General features: G+C 46.6%; 24 protein-coding genes. 23 read left to right on the plus strand and 1 reads right to left on the minus strand.

Features of this window, described 5'->3' with window-relative positions:
- The first annotated feature begins 20 nt into the window (after positions 1–20).
- From sdhD to PKF022_RS04155, 23 genes are all read left to right on the plus strand, one after another.
- The gene (gene sdhD / locus PKF022_RS04045; protein ID WP_068321349.1) at positions 21–386 is read left to right on the plus strand and encodes a succinate dehydrogenase, hydrophobic membrane anchor protein; all 366 of its coding nucleotides are present in this window, start codon (positions 21–23) and stop codon (positions 384–386) included.
- A 4-nt stretch (positions 387–390) separates the two neighbouring features.
- A complete protein-coding gene (gene sdhA, locus PKF022_RS04050) occupies positions 391–2169 on the plus strand; it encodes a succinate dehydrogenase flavoprotein subunit (RefSeq protein WP_281777323.1) in 1779 nt (592 codons plus the stop codon).
- 17 nt (positions 2170–2186) lie between these two features.
- Positions 2187–2891 carry a succinate dehydrogenase iron-sulfur subunit gene (locus PKF022_RS04055; RefSeq protein ID WP_062308838.1) on the plus strand — a complete coding sequence of 235 codons (705 nt, stop codon included), beginning with the start codon at positions 2187–2189 and terminating at the stop codon, positions 2889–2891.
- Entirely contained in the window at positions 2888–3157 is a 270-nt protein-coding gene (locus PKF022_RS04060; RefSeq protein ID WP_281777324.1) for a succinate dehydrogenase assembly factor 2, read from the plus strand. The genes PKF022_RS04055 and PKF022_RS04060 overlap by 4 nt, the downstream gene beginning before the upstream one ends.
- 82 nt (positions 3158–3239) lie before the next feature.
- Entirely contained in the window at positions 3240–4553 is a 1314-nt protein-coding gene (gene gltA, locus PKF022_RS04065; protein ID WP_281777325.1) for a citrate synthase, read from the plus strand.
- 17 nt (positions 4554–4570) lie between these two features.
- Positions 4571–5980: a 3-isopropylmalate dehydratase large subunit gene (leuC, locus tag PKF022_RS04070; RefSeq protein ID WP_281777326.1), complete on the plus strand. Its 1410-nt coding sequence runs from the start codon at positions 4571–4573 to the stop codon at positions 5978–5980.
- 13 nt (positions 5981–5993) lie between these two features.
- A complete protein-coding gene (locus PKF022_RS04075) occupies positions 5994–6203 on the plus strand; it encodes a hypothetical protein (protein WP_281777327.1) in 210 nt (69 codons plus the stop codon).
- Between the two features lie 32 nt (positions 6204–6235).
- Complete coding sequence (leuD, locus tag PKF022_RS04080) at positions 6236–6883, plus strand: 3-isopropylmalate dehydratase small subunit (protein WP_281777328.1); 648 nt, start codon at positions 6236–6238, stop codon at positions 6881–6883.
- 23 nt (positions 6884–6906) lie between these two features.
- Positions 6907–7977 (plus strand): 3-isopropylmalate dehydrogenase, encoded by a 1071-nt coding sequence (gene leuB, locus PKF022_RS04085; protein ID WP_281777329.1) that lies wholly within the window; start codon positions 6907–6909, stop codon positions 7975–7977.
- Positions 7978–8027: 50 nt separating this feature from the next.
- Positions 8028–9185, plus strand: a complete 1158-nt coding sequence (asd, locus tag PKF022_RS04090; protein ID WP_216214591.1) for an aspartate-semialdehyde dehydrogenase — start codon at positions 8028–8030, stop codon at positions 9183–9185.
- 9 nt (positions 9186–9194) lie between these two features.
- Positions 9195–10592, plus strand: coding sequence for a FimV/HubP family polar landmark protein (locus tag PKF022_RS04095; RefSeq protein ID WP_281777330.1), 1398 nt, complete (start codon positions 9195–9197; stop codon positions 10590–10592).
- 1 nt (position 10593) lies between these two features.
- The gene (truA, locus tag PKF022_RS04100; RefSeq protein ID WP_281777331.1) at positions 10594–11433 is read left to right on the plus strand and encodes a tRNA pseudouridine(38-40) synthase TruA; all 840 of its coding nucleotides are present in this window, start codon (positions 10594–10596) and stop codon (positions 11431–11433) included.
- Between the two features lie 26 nt (positions 11434–11459).
- Positions 11460–12137, plus strand: coding sequence for a phosphoribosylanthranilate isomerase (locus PKF022_RS04105; protein ID WP_281777332.1), 678 nt, complete (start codon positions 11460–11462; stop codon positions 12135–12137).
- Positions 12138–12167: 30 nt separating this feature from the next.
- Positions 12168–13361, plus strand: coding sequence for a tryptophan synthase subunit beta (trpB, locus tag PKF022_RS04110; RefSeq protein ID WP_068321388.1), 1194 nt, complete (start codon positions 12168–12170; stop codon positions 13359–13361).
- A 35-nt stretch (positions 13362–13396) separates the two neighbouring features.
- Positions 13397–14194, plus strand: coding sequence for a tryptophan synthase subunit alpha (gene trpA / locus PKF022_RS04115; protein ID WP_281777333.1), 798 nt, complete (start codon positions 13397–13399; stop codon positions 14192–14194).
- Positions 14195–14200: 6 nt separating this feature from the next.
- A complete protein-coding gene (accD, locus tag PKF022_RS04120; protein WP_281777334.1) occupies positions 14201–15088 on the plus strand; it encodes an acetyl-CoA carboxylase, carboxyltransferase subunit beta in 888 nt (295 codons plus the stop codon).
- A gap of 4 nt (positions 15089–15092) precedes the next feature.
- The gene (gene folC, locus PKF022_RS04125) at positions 15093–16418 is read left to right on the plus strand and encodes a bifunctional tetrahydrofolate synthase/dihydrofolate synthase (RefSeq protein WP_281777335.1); all 1326 of its coding nucleotides are present in this window, start codon (positions 15093–15095) and stop codon (positions 16416–16418) included.
- A gap of 3 nt (positions 16419–16421) precedes the next feature.
- Complete coding sequence (locus PKF022_RS04130; RefSeq protein ID WP_281777336.1) at positions 16422–17249, plus strand: SPOR domain-containing protein; 828 nt, start codon at positions 16422–16424, stop codon at positions 17247–17249.
- The gene (locus PKF022_RS04135; protein ID WP_216231675.1) at positions 17249–17815 is read left to right on the plus strand and encodes a CvpA family protein; all 567 of its coding nucleotides are present in this window, start codon (positions 17249–17251) and stop codon (positions 17813–17815) included. The genes PKF022_RS04130 and PKF022_RS04135 overlap by 1 nt, the downstream gene beginning before the upstream one ends.
- A gap of 4 nt (positions 17816–17819) precedes the next feature.
- Positions 17820–19358, plus strand: coding sequence for an amidophosphoribosyltransferase (purF, locus tag PKF022_RS04140; protein WP_216231676.1), 1539 nt, complete (start codon positions 17820–17822; stop codon positions 19356–19358).
- Positions 19359–19418: 60 nt separating this feature from the next.
- Entirely contained in the window at positions 19419–20627 is a 1209-nt protein-coding gene (locus PKF022_RS04145) for an O-succinylhomoserine sulfhydrylase (RefSeq protein ID WP_281777337.1), read from the plus strand.
- Positions 20628–20656: 29 nt separating this feature from the next.
- On the plus strand, positions 20657–21274 hold the full coding sequence (locus PKF022_RS04150) for a class I SAM-dependent methyltransferase (RefSeq protein WP_281777338.1): 618 nt from the start codon (positions 20657–20659) through the stop codon (positions 21272–21274).
- 10 nt (positions 21275–21284) lie between these two features.
- The gene (locus tag PKF022_RS04155) at positions 21285–22001 is read left to right on the plus strand and encodes a Crp/Fnr family transcriptional regulator (protein ID WP_281777339.1); all 717 of its coding nucleotides are present in this window, start codon (positions 21285–21287) and stop codon (positions 21999–22001) included.
- A gap of 82 nt (positions 22002–22083) precedes the next feature.
- On the opposite strand, the gene PKF022_RS04160 is transcribed toward PKF022_RS04155, so the two are convergent.
- Positions 22084–22392, minus strand: coding sequence for a high-potential iron-sulfur protein (locus tag PKF022_RS04160; RefSeq protein ID WP_216231680.1), 309 nt, complete (start codon positions 22390–22392; stop codon positions 22084–22086).
- Positions 22393–22529: the final 137 nt, after the last annotated feature.

A 22529-nucleotide genomic window follows, 5' to 3' on the forward strand; every position in this document is an offset into this window, starting at 1 on the left:
TAATCATTTAAGGAAATCTCATGCCTATTTATCAAATCGGACCAAAGCGCTTAGTTGTCGGTGCGCATTACGGCCTTAAAGAGTGGATCATCCAGCGCGTTACAGCGATTGTGATGGTGGTATTTACGATTGTTTTGTTAGTTGACTACTGCATCACTGGTAGCGCCTCCTACGAGGGTTGGTCTGGCTTGTTTAGCGGTCAAGTAATGAAGCTGCTAACACTCTTGGCTTTCATCAGCTTGTTCTACCACGCTTGGATTGGCGTGCGTGACATCTGGATGGATTACATCAAGCCCGTCAGCATTCGTTTGACACTCCAAGTGTTAACTGTTCTGTATCTCGTAGCCTGTGCGGCCTATGCCGTTCAAATTTTGTGGAAAGTGTAATTCGATGACTGCAATTAAAAAATCATTGCCACGCCGCCGTTTTGATGCGGTGATTATTGGAGCAGGTGGTTCAGGTATGCGCGCTTCATTGCAGTTGGCTGAAGCCGGCTTGAATGTTGCTGTTCTGACAAAAGTTTTCCCAACACGTTCACACACTGTTGCTGCACAAGGTGGTATCGGTGCTTCATTGGGCAATATGAGTGAAGACAATTGGCACTATCACTTCTATGACACCATCAAAGGTTCTGATTGGTTGGGTGACCAAGACGTTATCGAGTTCATGTGTCGTGAAGCTCCAAAAGTTGTTTATGAGCTAGAGCACTTTGGTATGCCGTTTGACCGTAACCCAGATGGCACGATTTATCAGCGTCCATTCGGCGGCCACACAGCAAACTATGGCGAGAAGCCAGTACAGCGTGCTTGCGCTGCAGCTGACCGAACTGGTCATGCGATGTTGCACACTTTGTACCAACGTAACGTCCGCGCAAAAACGAATTTCTTCGTTGAATGGTTGGCGCTCGATTTGATACGTGATGACGACGGTGATGTGGTTGGTGTAACTGCTCTCGAAATGGAAACAGGCCAGGTTTATATCCTCGAAGCTAAGGTTGTCATGCTAGCTACTGGTGGTGCAGGTCGTATTTGGGATGCATCTACTAACGCATTCATTAATACCGGTGACGGTATGGGCTTGGCTGCTCGCGCAGGCATTCCTTTGGAAGACATGGAGTTCTGGCAATTCCACCCAACTGGCGTAGCTGGTGCCGGCGTATTGTTGACGGAAGGCTGCCGCGGCGAAGGCGGTATCTTACGTAACAAAGATGGTGAGCGTTTCATGGAGCGTTATGCACCAACTTTGAAAGATTTGGCTCCACGCGATTTCGTATCACGCTCAATGGACCAAGAAATTAAAGAAGGGCGCGGTTGCGGTCCTAATGGTGACTATGTTGTGCTCGATTTGACGCACATTGGTGCTGACACGATCATGAAGCGTTTACCTTCTGTTTATGAAATTGGTATCAACTTTGCTAACGTTGACGTTACTAAAGAGCCAATTCCAGTGGTGCCAACGATTCACTATCAGATGGGCGGTATTCCTACCAACATCAATGGTCAAGTGGTTGTGCCTGCTAATGGTATTCACAATGAAATCGTGAATGGCTTGTATGCAATCGGCGAGTGTTCATGCGTTTCTGTGCACGGCGCTAACCGTTTAGGTACAAACTCATTGCTCGACCTTTTAGTATTCGGTCGTGCAGCTGGTAACCACATTGTTGGTCTTGATCTCAAGAATCGCGAATTCAAGCCATTGCCTGCTAATGCTGGTGAGCAAACATTGGAGCGTATTGCGAAGTTGGATAACTCAACTTCAGGCGAGTACGCGCAAGATGTTGCAAACGATATTCGCAAGTGCATGCAGAAATACGCTGGCGTATTCCGCAATCAAGAGTTGATGGACGAAGGTGTTCGTCAAATGGCTAAATTGACTGAGCGCGCTAAGCACTTATGGGTTAAAGACAAATCCGAGATTTTCAATACTGCACGTATTGAGGCTTTGGAAGTGGCTAACTTGGTTGAGACTGCAAACGCAACCATGATTTCTGCGGCAGCTCGTAAAGAGAGTCGTGGCGCTCACTCACATGATGACCATCCGCATCGTGATGATGAGAACTGGATGAAGCATACCCTTTGGTACAGCGAGGGCAATAAGCTGACTTACAAACCAGTTATTTTGAAGCCTTTAACGGTTGAGTCTTTCCCTCCAAAAGAACGTACTTTCTAAGCGAAGAGAAATTGAAAATGAGTGATATCCGTATATTCGAAATTTACCGCTACGATCCAGATGTCGATGCAGCTCCACGCATGGAACGCTATGAGTTAGAGCTCACTGGCGAACGTATGTTGTTGGACGCGTTGATTTCTTTGAAGAAGCAAGACGAAACCATTTCTTATCGTCGTTCATGCCGTGAAGGCGTGTGCGGTTCAGATGCCATGAACATCAACGGTAAAAATGGTTTGGCTTGTTTGACCAATATGTTGACTTTGCCTAAGGTCATCACATTGCGCCCATTACCTGGCTTGCCGGTTGTGCGTGATTTGATCGTCGACATGACTTTATTCTTCAAGCAATATTTGTCTATCAAGCCTTACTTGGTAAACGACAATCCACCCCCTGAAAAAGAGCGTCTCCAGAGTCCTGAAGAGCGTGAAGAGTTGAACGGTTTGTATGAGTGCATCTTGTGCGCATCATGCTCAACTTCATGCCCATCATTCTGGTGGAATCCAGATAAGTTCGTTGGCCCAGCCGGCTTGTTGCAGGCATATCGCTTTATTGCTGATAGCCGTGATGAAGAAACTGCTCAGCGTTTGGATAACTTAGAAGATCCGTACCGCTTGTTCCGCTGCCACACCATCATGAATTGCGTGGACGTATGTCCTAAGCACTTGAATCCAACGAAGGCAATTGGCAAGATCAAGGAGTTGATGGTTCGTAGGGCAGTATGACCCTCGGAAATGCAGAGTTATATCGTTTGAAAAGTGATGCTCGTAGGGGCTTGCTAGAGAACGATTTAATTCTGCAGCGTTTCTTTGAGCGCTATGGCACTCAGTTAAGCGTTGATGATGGAAAAGTATTAACCCAGCTATTGGCTCTAGATGACAACGACTTAATGGATTTATTAATTGGCCGTAAAGATTCTGTAGCAAGTTTGGAGAAAGAGATGCAGACGGACTCTTTCAAACTAGTTTTACAAAGGCTGAGAGAGAAGTAATTCAGCCTTTTGGTGCAGTAAGCGTATAGATGCATGAATGAATAGTGTATTAATCATAATTTTGAATGACTAAGGATTAGAAATGATTGAATCGGACATCAAGGCAAAACTCTCGTTTTCGGATGGAACACCAGATATTGATCTGCCAATTTACAAAGGGACAGTTGGTCCTGACGTAATTGACATTCGCAAGCTCTATGGTCAGACCGGTAAGTTCACTTACGATTCAGGCTTTCTATCTACTGCGTCATGCAATAGCAAAATTACCTATATTGATGGCGACAAGGGTGAGTTGCTTTATCGCGGCTACCCGATTGAAGATTTGGCAAAGAACTGTGACTTTTTGGAAGTCTGTTATCTCTTGATCAATGGCGAATTGCCAAATGAGAAACAGAAAAAAGACTTCGACGAAATGGTTATGCACCACACTATGGTTCATGAGCAAATGCAGTTTTTCTTGCGCGGCTTCCGTCGTGATGCGCATCCGATGTCTGTGTTGACTGGCTTGGTTGGTGCAATGGCAGCCTTCTACCATGATGAGATTGATTACAGCGATCCGCATGCTCGTGAAGTTGCCCAAATTCGCTTGATCGCAAAGATGCCTACATTGGTAGCGATGGCGTATAAATATTCCGTAGGGCAGCCGTTTATCTACCCAGATAACTCTTTGTCATACACCGCAAACTTTATGCGCATGATGTTCGCAACACCATGTGAGGAATACAAAGTAAACCCAGTATTGGTACGTGCTTTGGATCGCATCTTTACATTGCATGCTGACCATGAGCAAAATGCTTCTACTTCTACAGTGCGTTTGTGTGGCTCTTCTGGCACCAATCCGTTTGCTGCTATCTCCGCTGGTATTGCTTGCCTCTGGGGTCCAGCACACGGCGGTGCAAACGAAGCTTGTTTGCAGATGTTGAATGAGATTCAAGCTCAAGGTGGCGTAGACAAGATTCATGAGTTCATTGCTCAAGTAAAAGACAAGAACTCTAGCGTTCGCTTGATGGGCTTTGGTCACCGTGTTTACAAAAACTTTGACCCACGCGCTAAATTAATGCGTGAGACTTGCTATGAAGTCTTGAATGAATTGGGCTTGCAAGATGACCCATTGTTTAAGTTGGCAATGACTCTGGAGAAGATCGCATTGGAAGACGACTATTTCGTTAGCCGCAAGCTCTATCCAAACGTAGACTTCTACTCTGGCATAGTTCAACGTGCACTTGGTATCCCAACAGAAATGTTTACCTGTATTTTTGCTTTAGCAAGAACAGTAGGTTGGATTGCTCAGTGGGAAGAAATGATTACCGATCCTGAATATAAGATTGGTCGTCCACGTCAGTTATATGTTGGCGAAACAGCACGTAAGGTTCCAAACATTACAGTTCGTAAATAAGGTTTTTAAGGTCACTCATGTCTCGTACGCTTTATGACAAATTGTGGGATGACCACGTTGTTTACTCTGAAGAGGATGGCACAGCCACGATTTATATTGATCGTCAGTTGCTTCATGAGGTAACCAGTCCTCAGGCATTTGAAGGTTTAAATTTAGCTGGCCGTCCTGTTTGGCGCATCTCCGCCAATCTGGCGGTATCCGATCACAACGTTCCAACAACGGATCGCTCTGAAGGTATTACTGATCCAATTTCCAAGCTGCAAGTGGATACTTTGGATCAAAACTGCGATGCGTTCGGTATTACCCAATACAAAATGAACGATACTCGCCAAGGAATTGTTCATGTTATTGGTCCAGAGCAGGGCGCTACTTTGCCTGGCATGACAGTGGTTTGCGGAGACTCTCATACCAGCACTCATGGCGCCTTTGGTGCTTTGGCATTTGGTATCGGCACCTCTGAAGTCGAGCACGTATTAGCTACTCAAACTCTGCTCATGAAAAAGAGCAAGAACATGTTAGTAAAAGTGGATGGTCGTTTACAGCCAGGCTCCACTGCCAAAGACATCGTGCTTGCCGTGATTGGCAAGATTGGCACAGCCGGTGGCACTGGTTACACCATTGAATTTGCTGGCGAAGCGATTCGCGAGCTGTCGATGGAAGGTCGTATGACGCTTTGCAATATGGCGATTGAAGCTGGTGCACGCGCTGGTTTAGTTGCTGTAGATGAAACAACCATTGAGTACATTCAAGGCCGCCCGTATGCCCCTAAGGGTCCTGCGATGTTGCAAGCTCTGCAATATTGGAGAACCTTGCACTCTGATCCAGATGCAAAATTTGATGCTGTAGTTGAATTACGTGCCGAAGAAATTGCACCTCAAGTAACTTGGGGAACCTCTCCAGAGATGGTGTTAGCAATTAGTGATCGCGTACCCGATCCAGAAAAAGAACGTGATCCAAACAAGCGCTCTGCAATGGAGCGTGCGTTGCAGTATATGAATCTGAATCCTAATACTCCTATCAGCAGCATTGCTGTTGATAAAGTATTTATTGGCTCATGTACTAACAGTCGTATTGAAGATATCCGCGCTGCCGCAAAAGTGGTGGATCGCTTGGGTAAAAAAGTAGCTGCCAATGTGAAGTTGGCTCTTGTAGTTCCAGGTTCTGGTTTGGTAAAAGCCCAAGCAGAACGAGAAGGTTTGGATCGTATTTTCAAAGCCGCAGGTTTTGAATGGCGTGAGCCAGGTTGCTCTATGTGTTTAGCAATGAATGCTGACCGCTTAGAGCCGGGAGAGCGTTGTGCATCCACCTCCAACCGCAACTTTGAGGGTCGTCAAGGTAATGGTGGGCGTACCCATTTAGTTAGTCCAGCAATGGCTGCAGCTGCAGCCATTGAAGGTCACTTTGTTGATGTTCGTAAGATTTCATAAGGGTAATCAAGTCATGAAATTTTCTTCAGTTTCTTTAATTGCAAGATTGGCCATCGTTGGTTTAGCTGGTTTATTAATTTCAGCTTGCAGCAGTACTATGGAAGGCGTTGGAAAAGATTTGCAAAACCTAGGAACTTCCATGGGTGGATCAAGCAACACAACACAGCAGGGCAATCAATCTCAAACTAAGGGTAAGGACGTTGTCGTTACTCCTGTGAAGTAAATACTTAGAGCAAACAGAGTAAAAGTCGAATCATGGAAAAATTTACGGTATACAAAGGTTTAGTTGCTCCGCTTAATCGCGAGAACGTGGATACCGATGCCATCATTCCTAAGCAGTTTCTGAAATCTATTAAGAAAATTGGCTTTGGTCAAAACCTCTTTGATGAATGGCGTTATTTAGACCATGGCGAGCCTGGTCAAGATTGCAGTACACGTCCAATCAACCCAGACTTTGTTCTCAATCAACCTCGCTATAAGGGCGCAGGAATTCTCTTGGCTCGTAAAAACTTTGGTTGCGGCAGCTCACGTGAACATGCTCCATGGGCCTTGGATCAATTTGGCTTTAGAGCGGTAATCGCACCTAGTTTTGCAGATATTTTCTTTAATAACTGCTTTAAGAACGGTCTTTTACCTATCGTTTTGACTGAAATGCAGGTTGACCATCTGTTTAACGAGACCATGGCTTTTAATGGCTATCAGTTAACAATTGACCTAGAAGCTCAGCAGGTCATTGCCCCTGATGGCACCGCATACAGCTTCGATGTGGCCCCATTTAGAAAGTACTGCCTTATTAATGGCTTAGACGATATTGGCTTAACCCTGCAACATGCAGATAAAATCAAGGCTTATGAAGCTGAGCGCATCCTCAAGATGCCTTGGCTTGCGACACAATTGCCGTAATTTCGTTGATTTAAAGGCCTTTCATGAAAATTGCAGTCCTACCGGGCGATGGTATCGGCCCGGAAATCGTTGCTCAAGCCGTTCGAGTGCTCCAAGCACTTGGCCCCAAGTTTGATTTAGAAGAAGCTCCGGTTGGTGGTGCTGCTTATGACGTTGCTGGTCATCCTTTGCCGCCTGAAACATTAGAGTTGGCTAAAAAAGCCGATGCTATTTTGTTTGGTGCGGTAGGTGATTGGAAGTACGACACACTTGCGCGCGAACTGCGCCCCGAGCAAGCTATCTTAGGTTTACGTAAACATTTGGAGTTGTTTGCTAACTTCAGACCAGCGATTTGCTATCCAGAACTGACTGCTGCATCAAGTCTCAAGCCAGAAATTATTGGTGGTTTAGATATTTTGATCGTCCGTGAGCTTAATGGGGACATCTATTTTGGTCAGCCACGTGGAATTCGTACATCGGAGTTGCCATTATTCAAAGGCGCTCGTGAAGGCTTTGACACTATGCATTACAGCGAACCAGAAGTAGAACGTATTGGACACGTTGCTTTTCAAGCTGCACGCAAGCGTGGCAAGAAAGTATGCAGCGTTGATAAAGCGAACGTATTAGAAACTTCACAGCTTTGGCGTGAAGTGATGATTCATATTTCTAAAGAGTATCCAGACGTTGAGTTATCGCATATGTATGTCGATAACGCTGCAATGCAGTTAGTTAAAGCGCCTAAAGCATTTGACGTTGTGGTGACTGGAAATCTATTTGGCGATATTTTGTCTGACGAAGCGGCTATGTTGACTGGTTCGATTGGTATGTTGCCTTCCGCCTCTTTGGATAAGAACAATAAAGGTTTGTATGAGCCAAGTCATGGCTCTGCGCCAGATATTGCTGGTAAAGGCATAGCCAATCCATTGGCAACGATTTTGTCTGCCGCCATGATGTTGCGCTATTCCTTAGGAATGCCTGCTGAGGCGGACCGTATTGAAAAGGCGGTTCAAAAAGTGTTGGCGCAAGGATTGCGTACCGCTGATATTTATACCGAAGGCACGAAAAAAGTATCAACCATTGAAATGGGTGATGCTGTTGTTGCAGCACTCGCATAAGAAATAAAGCAAACATAAACAGAAATCAAATTCACTAGATAGTTAACATCATGGCAAATACACAAACACCTTTGGTTGGTTTAGTTGGCTGGCGCGGTATGGTTGGTAGCGTTCTTATGGAACGTATGCTCGCTGAGAAAGATTTTGATCTGATTGAGCCGGTATTTTTTAGTACCAGCCAAGCCGGTGGTGAAGTGCCACTCCTCAATGGTAAAAAAGTTACTAAGAGTGAAAGTACTTTGCAGGATGCCAACGACATCAAGGCTTTGTCACGTTGCGACATCATCTTGACATGCCAGGGTGGCGACTACACCAACGACATCTTCCCTAAGCTACGCGCTGCAGGGTGGAATGGCCATTGGATTGATGCTGCCAGTGCGTTGCGCATGAAAGATGACGCTGTATTGGTCTTGGACCCAGTCAATCGTCCGGTGATTGATAAAGCTTTGGCTGCTGGTGGCAAGAATTGGATTGGTGCCAATTGCACTGTGAGCTTAATGATGATGGCTATGGGTGGTCTGGTGAAGGCTGACATGGTTGAGTGGATTAGCGCCATGACTTATCAAGCAGCTTCTGGTGCTGGTGCACAGAACATGCGCGAGTTGCTCCTGCAAATGGGCGCATTGCGTGACAGCGTAGCTACTGAATTGGCTGACCCATCTTCATGGATTTTGGATATTGATCGCAAAGTTACTGAGACATTGCGCTCTTCTGACTTTCCGAAGAAAAACTTCCGCAATACCGCATTAGCGGGCAGCTTGATTCCTTGGATCGATGTGCCTGTTGAGAACGGTCAAACTAAAGAAGAGTGGAAGGGTGGCGCTGAGTTCAATAAGATCTTGGGTCGTCCAGCATTCCGTACGCCAGGCAGCATTCCTATTGATGGCTTATGTGTGCGTGTTGGTGCAATGCGCTGCCACTCACAAGGTTTGACTGTAAAGCTCAAAAAAGATATTCCACTTAAAGAGATTGAGGCGATTTTGGCTGCTGACAACCAGTGGGTCAAAGTGGTTCCAAATGATCGTGAAACAACTGAGCGTGATTTATCTCCTGCAGCTATCAGTGGTACGTTGACTGTACCTATTGGTCGTTTGCACAAGATGGCAATGGGTCCAGAGTACTTGGGCGCATTCACGGTGGGCGACCAACTCCTGTGGGGCGCTGCTGAGCCATTGCGTCGCATGCTCCGCATTTTGCTCGAAAAGTAATCTAAGTTGATGCTACGCCTTAGCCAATTAAGCTTTTTAAAGCTCCTTTGCTTTGTTTGGCTAAGCTGGTCTTTTAGCGCCGCTGCAATCTCCTTAGGTGCGCCGCAACTCCAGTCTCGCCCAGGCGAACCATTACGAGTAGAAATTCCTATTCGGGTGGGGGCTGATGAGCAGGGAGTTCTATCCAGTCTGAATGTAGCGATGCCGAATAAGGCTGCATATGAGCGCCTCGGAATCTCTCAAAAGATCCTGCAGTTGAATCCACAAGCGATGGTGTATCGCAATCGTCAAGAGCGGTTAATGGTGCTCGTTGAAACCGTTGACTCTGTTCCTATGACAGATGATCCATTCTTAGATGTATTGGTCAATCTCAACTGGTCGAGCGGAAGCCTCACTAAGACATTCACCTTATTGCTGGGTGATGTACAAAAAATCACTGTAAAGCCAGGTCAAACCCTATCTGAGATCGCCGCTACTATTACTCCCCAGCTAGAGGGTGCTACTCTCGATCAAACCATGATGGCTTTGTATAAAGCCAATCCGGATGCCTTTGCTAGCGGCAGTATTAATCGCTTGGCTGCTGGTGCTGAGTTAACTAAACCAAGTCAGGCCTTGTTACGCTCTATCAGTCCGGCAGAAGCAAATCAATTTGTTGCTGATGCCAATGAACAATGGCGTGCTGAGCATGATGGTAAGGGTGCCAATGCAGGTACTGGATCAAATGCGGCCAAGTCGGGGGAAGTGGCACCTAAAGATCGCTTAAAGATTGGTTCAAGTGCTGAGGGTAATGAGCAAGAGCGTCGTTACACCGAAGAGTTAGTCGCTCAAGAGAAGATGCTCGAGCAAACTAAAGCCCGTGTCGCTGAATTGGAAAAGAATATTGCCGATCTACAAAGACTTTTAGATAAGACCAAAGAGAAGAAGGCGGTAGATAGTAATTTTGGTTTAGGTGGCTTTGGCCCAGCTCTTTTGGCTATTGGCTTAATTGCACTAACCGGTCTACTTCTGTGGGGTTTAGCTCGTAATGCGCGTCGTTCAGAGGTGCCAAGTATTCATACGCATGCCCACCAAGCAAGCAAAGAAGAAAAACATCAAGAAGAGAAACCTGCAGCAGTAACTCCTTTTGAAATGCCTGCTCGCGCCAAAGCTTTGTTTGAAGGTATTGATCTTGATCTTTCGAAGCCAGCGAATGCGGCGCCATCTGTTACGGCAGTCCCTGCTTCCAATCCTCTAGCCGATACCTTGCGCGTCAAGCTCAATTTGGCACGTGCTTACATCACGATTGAAGATTTTTCTGCTGCTAAAAAGTCTTTGGATGAAGTGCTCCGAATGAGCAATTCAGTTGACCCTGCAATTACCATTGAAGCACAGGGCTTGTTGGCAGAAATCTCGCATCGCAATACCTAATATGCGCATAGCCCTTGGCCTTCAGTATGACGGCAGCCCATACTCTGGTTGGCAAACTCAGGTCAATCACAACACCGTACAAGACGAATTAGAAAAAGCAATCTCTGCTTTTGTTGGTGAGCAGGCGAGTGCAGAACATCCCATTCATACCATCACCGCAGGTAGAACGGATACTGGAGTTCATGCTCTGGGGCAGGTTGTGCACTTTGATACCAATGTCGAACGCGAAGATTTTTCATGGGTACGAGGTGTCAACTCCTTCTTGCCACCATCGATTGTGGTGAACTGGGCTAAACCAGTTTCCGATGAATTTAGTGCGCGTTTCTCAGCATATGAGCGCGAATATATTTACGCATTACATGCTGGACCATGCCGATCTCCAATGTCACATTTGCGTGCTGGATATTTAATGCTGCCACCAGGCAATTGGCTTGATATAGAGGCAATGAAAAAATCGGCTGAATGTTTAATTGGTGAGAACGATTTCAGTTCATTTCGCTCATCTGAATGTCAGAGTAAAACCCCAGTCAAAACGATTTACTCCATAGAGATTATTTCTGAGCAGCCTTGGATTTATTTTCGGATCCGTGGAAACGCGTTTTTGCATCATATGATCCGTAATATTGTTGGATGTTTTTTGCAAATCGGGCAGGGTAGGCAAAAACCGGAGTGGATGACAGAAGTATTGGCAGCCAAGAACCGGCAAATTGCTGCTCCAACCTTTATGGCTGATGGTCTGTATTTGGCCAAAATTACTTATCCCGAACAATTTGCTATTCCTCAGCCATGGCTGGAAAACTCCTGGCTGCCCGCCAAGGTTATTGGGAAGCAAGAGAAATAATAGGCCCCAGGCCTTATCATTCATTTATGGGCTTACTGACATATTCTCCCGGCCGAACTAGGGTCAAAATCTGCGGTTTAAAGACGTCTGCTGATGTGGATTCAGCCGTTTCCGCTGGGGTGGATGCTGTCGGCTTCGTCTTTTACCCTCCAAGTGTACGGGCAGTAAGCCCTAATATCGCTGCCCAGCTTATTTCCAGGCTCCCAGCAGGGGTTGATGCCGTTGGGTTGGTTGTAAACGCTACAGATGAGCAATTTGCCGCTATTCGAGCCGCTGCTTCAATCACCTTATGGCAGTTTCATGGGGATGAGACCCCAGAGCGCTGTGCCCAGCTTGCTGCTGGCGAGCCCTGGATGAAAGCTGCTCGCGTAGGAGCCGGCTTCGCTTTTGATGAATTTTCCCTACAATATAGTCAAGCAAACGCTTTTCTGCTGGATGCCCTCGTCGAGGGTTATGGTGGCGGAGGCGTTCCTTTTGATTGGCAAGGAATACCGCAGACATGGGTAAGCGAAAACGCGCCTCGGGTCGTTTTGAGTGGTGGATTGAACGCGCACAACGTGGGCGAGGCGATTGCACGCCTGCATCCTTGCGCGGTTGACGTCAGCAGTGGCGTAGAAAGCAGCAGGGGTGTTAAAGATCCTGCGCTCATGGCTCAATTTATCCAAGCAGTGCGCGCAGCTGATGCGAAAACATCATCCCAATAATTTGCTGTAACCAAATCAAAAGAGGTAGTTATGTACGATAAGCCAGATGCACGAGGACACTTTGGTCCCTATGGTGGCGTATTTGTTTCTGAGACGTTGATGTATGCATTAGATGAGTTGAAGGAAGCCTATGCAAAATATCAACACGATCCAGAATTCATTGAAGAGTTTCATTACGAACTCAAACACTTTGTAGGCAGACCATCACCGGTTTATCACGCCAAGCGTTGGAGTGAAATGCTCGGTGGTGCGCAGATCTACCTAAAGCGTGAAGATTTAAATCACACTGGTGCACACAAGATTAATAACGTGATTGGCCAAGCAATGTTGGCTAAGCGTATGGGCAAGCCCCGCATCATTGCTGAGACTGGGGCAGGGCAGCACGGGGTTGCCACAGCTACTATCTGCGCGCGTTTTGGTTTGGACTGTACGGTCTATCAAGGCTCTGTTGACGTTGCTCGTCAGGCGCAAAACGTATTTCGTATGAAGTTGCTCGGCGCCAAAGTGGTTCCAGTGGAATCCGGCACTAAGACTTTGAAAGATGCGCTGAACGAAGCGATGCGCGATTGGGTTACAAACGTTGACAATACTTTCTACATTATTGGCACTGTTGCAGGACCGCATCCTTATCCAATGATGGTGAGAGATTTTCAAAGCGTGATTGGTGAAGAGTGCAAAGTGCAAATGCCAGAGATGACTGGTCGTCAACCGGACTTTGTTCTCGCCTGTGTGGGTGGCGGTTCAAATGCCATGGGTATTTTCTATCCGTACATTGATTACCCCGAGGTAAAACTTGTTGGTGTTGAGGCAGCGGGTCATGGCTTGGGCAGTGGTCTACATTCAGCTGCTTTGTGCGTTGGTAAGCCTGGCGTATTGCATGGCAACCGTACTTACTTATTGCAAGATGAGAATGGTCAGATCTCTGAAACCCATTCCGTTTCTGCTGGCATGGATTACCCAGGAGTAGGCCCTGAGCATGCTTGGTTAAAAGATTCTGGTCGCGCAGACTATGTGGCAATTACAGATGAAGAAGCATTGCAAGCATTCCATGATTGCTGCCGTATTGAAGGCATCATTCCTGCGCTTGAGTCTTCTCATGCTATTGCCTATGCCTGCAAGTTGGCTAAGACCTTGCCAAAAGACAAAACGATCTTGGTGAACCTATCTGGTCGTGGTGATAAAGATATGCATACCGTTGCTCAAGCAACTGGCTCCGAAGGCTAAAAAGAAAAAACAAAAATAGAAAAAATAAAATAGCTATGTCAAAAATTACTGCGCTCTTTAAGGAGCTAAAATCAACGGGAAAAAAAGGATTAATTCCTTTCATTACTGCTGGCGATCCAGATCCAAAACAAACTGTTGAACTTATGCATGCATTGGTACGCGGTGGTTCAAGCGTGATCGAATTAGGTGTGCCATTTTCAGATCCAATGGCTGATGGCCCCGTCATTCAAAGATCATCAGAGCGCGCATTAACGCATGGCGTCACTTTGCATAGTTGCTTAGAGATGGTGAAAGAGTTTCGCAAGAAGGATGCCAACACTCCAGTGGTGTTGATGGGCTATGCAAATCCGGTTGAGCAAATGGGAGCAGAACGTTTTGCTACAGAGGCAAAAGCTGCCGGTGTTGATGGTGTTTTGGTAGTGGACTATCCACCGGAGGAGTGTGTTGATTTCGCGGCCCGTATGCGCGTTGCTGGCATTGATCCGATTTTCTTATTGGCACCTACTTCATCCCATGAGCGTATAAAAGAAGCTGCCAAAATAGCTTCTGGTTATATCTATTACGTTTCTATGCGGGGCGTTACAGGTGCATCCCACCTCAATACCCAGGACGTAGCCAGTATCATCCCGAAAATCCGCGAAGAAACCGATATTCCAATCGCTGTAGGCTTCGGAATTAGCGATGCCGCTAGCGCCAAGGCTGTGTCGGCTAGCGCCGATGCCGTGGTGATTGGTAGCCGAATTATTCGCCTTTTAGAGGATGCGCCCCCTGGCCAGGCGGTACAATCACTGGAAACCTTCATTCGTGAGATTCGCGTCGCATTGGATAGTTAAAAACTAATGAGCTGGATAGATAAATTACTCCCACCCCAAATTCAACACACTGATCCTGCGAATCGCAAATCAGTTCCTGAGGGATTGTGGGTTAAGTGCCCTGGTTGCGAAACCGTTCTCTACAGCACTGACATCGAAGCGAATTTATCGGTTTGCCCTAAATGTAGTCACCACATGCGCATAGGTGCGCGTCTACGCTTGGATAGCTTGTTAGATGAAAAAGGTCGCTACGAAATTGGCGCTGATATTTATCCAACCGATCCACTGAAGTTTAAAGATTCCAAAAAATATCCAGATCGTATTAAAGAAGCAAACGATGCTTCTGGTGAATCTGAAGCTCTGATTGTGATGGGCGGAAAGATTGAAACGATTCCCGTAGTTGCTGCATGTTTTGAATTCCAATACATGGGTGGCTCGATGGGTTCTGTAGTGGGTGAGCGCTTTGCCCGCGGTGTTCAAGAAGCGATTAATAAGAAGTGTGCATTTATTTGCGTAACCGCTACTGGTGGTGCACGTATGCAAGAGAGTTTGTTATCTCTGTTTCAGATGGCCAAGACCAACTCTATGTTGACCTTGTTAGCTAAAAAAGATTTGCCATACATCAGCGTTCTTACCGACCCAACGATGGGCGGCATCTCAGCCAGCTTTGCTTTTATGGGCGATGTAGTGATGGCTGAGCCTAAGGCTTTGATTGGATTTGCAGGTCCACGCGTGATCGAGCAAACTGTTCGTGAGAAATTGCCAGAAGGTTTCCAGCGCTCAGAATTCTTGATGCAAAAGGGCGGTATTGACATGATTGTTGATCGTCGTCAGATGCGCGGTGAAATTGCCCGTTTGCTGGCTTTGCTGCAAAAGCTTCCTGAGCCTGCAATAGCGGGTAGCGCAGCCGTTTAAGCGCTTGAGCTCAGCACACCAAGCCCCCATTTTATTTTCTAGCCTAGAGGCTTGGCTTAGCCACCTCGAAACTGCTCACCCTGTCGGTATCGATATGGGGCTTGAGCGTATCAATCGCGTGAAGGCTGCATTAGATTTGCATTTCGATTGTCCAGTGATCACGGTTGCTGGCACCAATGGCAAAGGATCCACTTGCGCCTTCTTGGAAAGCATTCTCCTCGCATCCGGTTACCGCGTTGGTTGCCACACTTCACCACACCTACTGCAATTTAATGAGCGTGCTCGTATCAATGGTGAGGATGTTAAAGACAATGTCTTGCTTGAGCATTTTGCTGCTGTAGAAAAAGCGCGCGTCAGCTTGGTCGATGCGCCAACGTTGACTTATTTTGAGTTCACCACTTTAGCCATCATGCATCTGTTTTCTAAATCGAATCTAGATGCTGTTGTATTGGAGGTTGGAATGGGCGGTCGTTTGGATGCAGTCAATATTGTTGACGCTGATTGTGCGATCGTAACCAGCATCGATATTGATCATGCAGATTTCTTAGGCGGTACACGCGAAGCGATTGGATTGGAGAAGGCGGGCATATTCCGCCCGGGTCATATTGCAGTATGCGGTGACCCTGTGCCTCCACAAACGCTTATCGACCATGCTGAAAAGCTGGGTTGTGATCTTTGGTTGCAGGGGCGTGATTACAACTTCCAAGGCGATAAACAGCAGTGGGGTTGGGCAGGGCGTAATAAGCGCTTTAGTGGTCTTGGTTATCCAGCACTGCGTGGCGCAAATCAGATTCTCAATGCATCTGCTGTTATTGCCGCCTTAATGGCTTTGCATCAGCGCTTGCCTGTGAGTGCTCAGGACATACGTAATGGCTTTGCCTTAGTGGAGTTGCCTGGTCGCTTTCAGGTGCTACCTGGGCAGCCTACGGTCATTTTGGATGTGGCTCACAACCCCCATGCCGCAGCTACCTTGGCTCAGGGTATGGATAAGATGGGCTATCACCCCTATACCTATGCCATTTTTGGGGCAATGGCCGACAAAGACATCGAAGGTGTCATCAAACCCCTCCTGAATATCGTAGATTTCTGGTTTTGCACAGATTTGCCGACTCCTAGGGCGGCTTCAGGTCAGTTCCTTGCTCAGAAGCTTGAAAGCATGGGTGTAAAGCCTAAAAATGGGTTAGACGGTGGCATTGAAATCTTTGAAAATCCCTCTTTAGCGTATCAAAAAGCGCTATCTCAGGCTGGTGAGGGTGATAGAATTGTCACCTTCGGATCCTTCTATACCGTTGCAGGCGTAATGACTTACCGAAACAACCAGGCCCACTGATCCATGATTCGTTTACCAAGCTTTTTTAAGCGAAAAACCCAGTCTGATGACCTTGAATTTGATTCAAGGGGTGGTCGCACCGCCAAAAGAGCCGCGCCACGGAGTTTTCAACGGGCAGCAGAGGCTGAAGAGTTAGCCCTAACCGAAGATCCGGAACAACAAAGAGCGCGTCATCGTTTGATAGGCGCAGCTGTGTTGGTCTTAATTGCCGTAGTTGGCCTGCCTCGTATTTTGGATAGCAAACCAAAGTCTGCGCCAAATGATATCGCCGTCAACATTGTGACTAGCTTGCCGATCCCGGGTACCGAAACCAAGCCTGAAGAAAGGCCAAAAGCAGAAGTACCGGTTGAGCCTGCTAAAGAAGCTCCAAAAGTCGCTGCTACACCGGTGCCAGTACCAGAAGTAAAAACCGAATCTAAGCCTGAAACTAAGCAAGAAGCAAAAGCTGACACTAAACCAGCGCCACCTGCAGTAAATAAATCTGGCACATTGGGTTTGGCGGCGGGTGAAGAGGTGGTTGCTACCAGCGCTCCCAAAGCAGACAAACCAAAAACAGATGACGCAACTAAACCTGCCACTACAAACGGTTCAGGTAAGTACGTTATTCAGATTGGCGCCTTTGCATCGGAAGAGCGTGCCAAGGGTTGGATTGCAAAACTCAAAGATCAAAAGATTCCAAACTATGTCTTAAATAAGACTGGTACTGATGGCGCTAAGTTGTATGTACTGCGTGCAGGACCATACACCGATAAAGAATCCGCCGAAGCAGCGGAGAAGAAAATTAAGGCGATGGGTCTGTCACCAAGACTCGTCGAATCCGGTAAGCAGTAATGGAATACTTATCCACCCTCAAGCTAACATCGGTGGATTACTTCACCCTAGTTGTGCTCTTGATCTCCGCTTTGGTTGGTATCTCACGCGGCCTGTTTAAAGAGGTGCTTGCTTTAGCATCTTGGTTTGCTGCGGCCTGGGTTGCCTATCACTATAGCAATTACCTATCTACCGAGTGGCTCTCTACATTTCATCTAGATGAGCTACTGAGTTTGGGTGTGAGCTTCCTTATTTTATTTATATTGACACTCATCATCTGTGGCTTGTTTGGTGGAGTAGTGCAAAAAATTATTCTGTCTGTAGGACTGAGTTTGACTGACCGCTTCTTGGGTTTGATTTTTGGTGTAATTCGTGGCGGCCTGATTGTTGTAGTGCTTGCCACCTTGGCTGCGCTCACACCCATTCCGCAAAGCATGGCCTGGAAAAATGCCATTACCAGACCAGCAATTGATATGGCAACCGGTTTAATTAAAGGTTGGCTTCCTGCTGACTGGGCAAAGCAATTGGGTGATGCTATGCCTAAAGTTACCCCTACCATTACTCCTAAATTAACAATAGGAATCTAGAGATATGTGCGGCGTCGTCGGAACTGTTTCCCACTCACCAGTAAATCAACTTCTCTATGATGCCTTGTTGCTTTTGCAACATCGCGGTCAAGATGCCGCAGGTATTGCGACGATGAACGGCAACTCGTTCACGATGCATAAAGCCAATGGCTTAGTGCGAGATGTTTTTAGAACACGCAATATGCGTAGCTTAGTAGGTAATGCAGGTATTGGTCAGGTGCGTTATCCAACTGCTGGTTCAGCTAGCAGTGAAGAAGAGGCGCAACCTTTTTATGTCAGTGCACCATACGGCATCATCCTGGCTCATAACGGCAATTTAACCAATGCGCCAAGTCTGCGTGTTGAGATGGCTTATCGTGATCGTCGTCACATTAATACGAGTTCTGATACTGAAGTATTGCTGAACGTATTGGCTGACGAACTACAAAAAGAAACCAATAGTGCAGCGCTCGATGAGGGCGCGATGTTTAATGCTGTTACTGGTGTCACTAGTCGCGTTAAAGGTTCTTATGCAGTTGTGTCATTAATAGCCGGCTATGGTTTGTTGGCTTTCCGAGATCAGTACGGCATTCGTCCTTTGTGTATCGGACGTATTGATACACCGCAAGGTCCTGAGTGGATGATTGCATCCGAATCTGTTGCTCTCGAAGGTTTGGGATTCACATTTGTACGTGACGTCAATCCAGGCGAAGCAATCTATATCGATTTAGATGGCAATTTCTATTCACGTCAGTGCGTACCTAATGCAGTGCTTACTCCTTGTATCTTTGAGTATGTCTACATGGCTCGTCCAGACTCCACCATCGATGGCGTCACCGTCTATAACGTGCGCATGCGCATGGGTGATTACTTGGCTGAGAAGATTCGCAAAGAGACCAATGTCGACGAGATCGATGTAGTGATGCCGATTCCGGACTCAAGCCGTCCAGCAGCAATGCAGGTTGCCAAGAACTTAGGTGTGGATTACCGCGAAGGCTTCTTTAAAAACCGTTATATCGGTCGCACCTTCATCATGCCGGGGCAGGCTGTGCGCAAGAAATCAGTTCGTCAAAAACTCAATGCGATGCGTATCGAGTTTAAAGATAAGACTGTATTGATCGTAGATGACTCCATCGTACGTGGAACGACATCTTTCGAGATCGTGCAGATGGCTCGTGAATCTGGTGCCAAGAAGGTGATCTTTGCTTCTGCTGCGCCTCCAGTACGTTTCCCGAACGTCTACGGCATTGATATGCCTACGCGTAGTGAATTGGTTGCTTATGGCCGTACTGATGAAGAAATCAACAAGATGATTGGTGCAGATCAACTCATCTACCAAAGTGTTGAGGATATGAAACAGGCGGTGCGGGATATTAATCCCAATATTCAGCAGTTTGAAGCCTCTTGTTTTGATGGAAATTACATCACGGGCGATATTACTGAGTCCTATTTGGATGCTTTAGAAGCTGCCAGAAATACTTCAGCTGCTAAGGCTGATCGCCAGAAGGATTCGAGCGATTTTGCCCGCTCCCAGCTTCACCTTCATTTAGCTACCGAAGACTAAAAAGCGACAGGATATTGCCTCACACGAGGCAATTCCTCAATTCGGTGTCAAAATAGCAGTATGAAGAGCAAAACCACACGCAAAAAACCGGATTTTTCTAAGCTGGCCCTAGAGACTCTAGCGGTCCGCGCTGGCACACGTCGTACTGCTGAGTATCAAGAACACTCCGAGGCAATGTTCCTCACTTCAAGTTTCTGTTTTGATAGCGCTGAATTAGCAGCAGATGGTTTTGCTCACGCTGATCAAGGATTTATCTACTCCCGCTTTACTAATCCAACAGTCAGTATGTTCCAGGATCGCTTGGCTGCTCTAGAGGGTGGTGAGGCTTGTATTGCCACTGCTTCTGGAATGGCTGCCATCATGACATTGGCGATGGCGCATCTGCAGGCAGGTGACCATGTTGTTTGCTCTCGCTCCGTATTTGGTGCAACGATCCAGTTGTTCACCAATATCTTGGGTCGCTTTGGCATTACGACGACTTATGTTGATTTGGCTGATACCAAGTCATGGCAAGCTGCTGTCCAGCCAAACACTAAACTCTTTTATCTAGAGACGCCTTCCAATCCATTGACTGAGATTGCGGATATCAAAGCAATTTCAAAGATCGCCAAAAAAGCAAAAGCATTATTTGCTGTGGATAATTGCTTCTGCACGCCAGCCTTACAGAAACCATTGGCGTTGGGTGCTGATGTCGTCATTCATTCGGCTACTAAGTACTTAGATGGCCAAGGCAGGGTAGTTGGCGGTGCGATCGTGGGTAGCAAAGACTTCATCATGGGCAAAGTATTCCCATATGTCCGCACTGCAGGCCCAACGCTGTCCGCATTTAATGCTTGGGTGTTCCTGAAAGGCTTAGAGACTTTAGAGCTTCGCATGAAGCAACAAAGTCAGAATGCACTCGCCTTGGCTCAATGGTTAGAGAAGCAGCCTGGTGTCGAGCGCGTATACCATCCAGGCTTGAAGTCACATCCTCAGTATGCATTGGCTAAGCGCCAGCAAAAAGAGGGCGGGGCGATTCTGTCTTTCACTCTAAAAGGCGGCAAGAAAGCCGCATTCAAGCTCATTAACCAAACCAAGCTTTGCTCGATTACAGCAAACCTAGGTGACACGCGCACAACCATAACCAATCCAGCAACAACAACGCATTGCCGCGTGCCTCCTGAAGCCAGAATAGCTGCTGGTATCACGGATGGCTTGGTGCGTATTGCAGTGGGCCTGGAGAATATTAATGATCTCAAGAATGACTTGGTTGGCGGCTTAAAGAAGTAAATAAAACTCAAGTTGAAAAGAATATCCCAATGAGTTTTGCTGATGCTACCCAGTTCTGGAATGAGCGCTTTGATAAAGAAGAATTCATCTTTGGCAAAGAGCCCAATGAATATCTTGTTGAAAAGACAAGTCAGTATCTGAAGTCAAAAGATAAAGTCCTTTGCATCGCCGATGGTGAGGGGCGCAATGGTGTCTGGCTTGCTAAACAAGGAATGCAAGTTATTGGATTCGATGCATCTGATATTGCGCTGGCTAAAGCAAAGCAGCTTGCTAAAGACAATCAAGTCGAGGTTGAGTATTCATTCTCAGATACTGATAGTTTTACATGGCAAGCTAATACATATGATGCAGTGATTGGTATCTTTATCCAGTTTGCCGATCCCGCTATGCGCGAGCGCATCTTCAAACAGAGCTACGAAGCTTTGAAGCCAGGCGGCATCTTTATTCTGCAAGGCTACACACCAAAGCAATTGGAATATAAAACTGGTGGACCAAGCTTAATAGAGCATCTCTACACAGAGGAGTTAATCCGGGATCTTGCGAAAGAGTTTCAGGTTCTTGAGCTAGTAAGTTACGAGAAAGAGCTCTCCGAGGGCCCAAGGCATACCGGTATGTCCGCAATCTTAGGTTTGGTTGCTAAAAAGTGAGTTTTCTCTTATGAAGACCATTGAAATTAAAAGTGCATGGCAGGGTAACAGCGATTGCAATGCATGTTCTATTCGTAGCTCGGCACTATTTGCCGAATTGAATGAGGAAGATTTTTCCAAAATTCATTCACCTATTGATGATCTCCGCTTTGAAGCCAATTCAGGCATTTACATACAGGGTGAGTCTGCAGAGCATCTGTATACATTGCGAGAAGGGTATATCAAGTTATTGCATGTTAATTCGGATGGCTCCAGCAGAATCGTGCGATTAGTTATGCCTGGAGACTTATTTGGTATGGAAGCCTTGCTGGAGGAGAGTTATGCTCATTCCGCTAGCGCTTTATCGAATGTTCATTTATGCCGCATTCCAAAAGCAATCATCTCCAGCCTAGGTGAAGAGTCGCCACGTCTACACCGCCAGATAGTTAAAAAATGGGGTGAAGCTTTGGCTCAATCTGAATCCTGGTTTTCTGAAATCAATACTGGTCGAATTGAGGTGCGCTTGGCCCGCTTTTTTCTCAGAGTTGCAAAGGTGTCTGGAGACATGGCGGTTGCACCTCTCTTTAAGCGTGAGGATATGGGCTTAATGATGGATGTGAAGTTTGAGACCATCAGCAGGGCTCTTGCCTCAATGGCCGAGCAGGGGTTGATCTCCAATATCAGCAGGCTGACTATTCAGATTCCGAATGTGGAAAAGCTTAAAAGCTTTTCTCAAGCAGGATCTTAGTGCTAATAGCACATGGGCAATAGATAATAAAAAAGACTGCCGTAGCAGTCTTTTTTGCCTTAGTGCTTAACTAAATCTTTAATTAAGCCTTCTTAGCGTAAGCAGAGCACCAGCCTTTGCCAGCAACTTTCTTGGTGCCGAACAAAGAGCAGCCGCCAGTAGCATCACCCACTTTACCTTGGAACAAAGCACAGTTATCGCACTCTTGACCAGCTGCATATTTAGGGTATTTCGCTTTATCTACGGCAGTTGCAACTGCCTTATATCCCAAGGCAGCAGCTTGTGGGTCGGTCTCAGCAACCATTGCTTGGGCTTGAACTTTACCGTTCAATGCCAATGTGCAGGCACCAGCAGCAGACAAAATCATAAATTGACGACGACTATTCTTCATAAAGACTCCAGTGTTCAGGTGAGTAAAAAAGTTCGAATAACTAGCTATGTTGGATATTAAAGGGGATAACACCTTCAACAATAGGGGTTTCTCTGTATTAAGTTTAGCAAGTCTAGGCCTCACACTATGTAAATATG

The organism is Polynucleobacter sp. KF022, from assembly GCF_027924105.1.
GTDB lineage: Bacteria > Pseudomonadota > Gammaproteobacteria > Burkholderiales > Burkholderiaceae > Polynucleobacter.